The organism is Phaeobacter sp. NW0010-22 (assembly GCF_040365955.1).
Lineage (GTDB): Bacteria > Pseudomonadota > Alphaproteobacteria > Rhodobacterales > Rhodobacteraceae > OMPR01.
On sequence record NZ_BAABWT010000023.1, the window covers coordinates 1 to 1,417 of the forward strand.

The 1,417-nt window shown below is 62.9% G+C and carries 1 protein-coding gene; it reads left to right on the forward strand.

Going from position 1 to position 1,417, the window contains the following annotated elements; translation table 11 throughout:
• A partial coding sequence (gene amaB / locus ABWV33_RS22400; protein ID WP_353333962.1) for an L-piperidine-6-carboxylate dehydrogenase occupies positions 1–1,412 on the forward strand: 1,412 nt, incomplete at its 5' end.
• Positions 1,413–1,417: the final 5 nt, after the last annotated feature.

Here is a 1,417-nt window from a genome sequence, read left to right on the forward strand (position 1 = left end):
CCAAGATCGCGGCGCTTGCGATGCACAGCGTAGCCGAGGCTGAAGCGCAGATTGCCAACGCCAAGGATGCATTCAAAGCGTGGCGTGTAGTGCCCGCCCCGCGGCGTGGGGAATTGGTGCGGTTGCTGGGCGAAGAGCTGCGGCGCGAAAAGGAAAACCTGGGTCGGCTCGTGACGCTGGAATGCGGCAAGATCTATCAAGAAGGGCTAGGCGAGGTCCAAGAGATGATCGACATCTGCGACTTTGCCGTGGGGCTGTCGCGGCAGCTGTACGGTCTGACCATCGCCAGCGAACGCCCGGGCCACGCGATGCGCGAAACCTGGCATCCGATGGGAACCTGCGGCGTGATCACGGCGTTTAATTTCCCTGTCGCGCCCTGGTGCTGGAACGCGGCGCTGGCGCTGGTCTGTGGCGATCCGGTGATCTGGAAACCGTCCGAGAAAACGCCCCTGACCGCGCTGGCTGTGCAAAAGATCTGTGACCGCGTGTGTCGTGACTTTGGCGATGATGCGCCCGAGGGCCTGATCCAGACGCTGATCGGCGAACGGGATCTGGGCGCGGCGCTGACCGCCTCCAAGGACGTCGCGATCATCTCGGCCACCGGGTCGGTGCCGATGGGGCAGGCCGTGGCCAGCGATATGGCCAAACGGCTGGGCAAAACCATTCTGGAACTGGGCGGCAACAACGCGATGATCGTGGCACCCTCGGCGGATCTGGAAATGGCGCTGCGGGCGATTGTGTTTTCAGCCGTTGGCACCGCGGGTCAACGCTGTACCACATTGCGCCGCCTGATCGTGCACGAAGACGTCTACAACGCCCTTATCCCGCGTCTGATCAAAGCCTACGAGGGGCTGCCGATTGGCGATCCACTGGCCAGCGGAACCTTGGTTGGACCGCTGATCGACACCGGCGCGCTGGCGGCGATGGGCTCTGCCTTGACGCAGGCTCAGGTCGAGGGCGGCGTGGTGCATGGCGGTGGTCAGGCCTTGGCTGAAAGCCACGGCGCGGCGGCCTATGCCCACCCGGCGATTGTCGAAATGCCGGATCAGTCGGCGATCATGCACACCGAAACCTTTGCGCCGATCCTCTATGTGGTGAAATACAGCGATCTGGATCAGGCGATTGAGATGCAGAACGCGGTGCCACAGGGCCTGTCGTCGTGCATCTTTTCGACAGATGTGCGCGAGACCGAGTATTTCCTGTCAGCCGCCGGATCAGACTGCGGCATCGCCAACGTCAACATCGGTCCCTCGGGTGCGGAAATCGGTGGGGCCTTTGGCGGCGAAAAAGAAACCGGCGGCGGACGCGAAAGCGGCTCAGACGCATGGAAGGCCTACATGCGGCGCCAGACCAACACCATCAACTACTCCCGCAACCTCCCCCTCGCGCAGGGCATTACATTCGATATCTGAGGTGA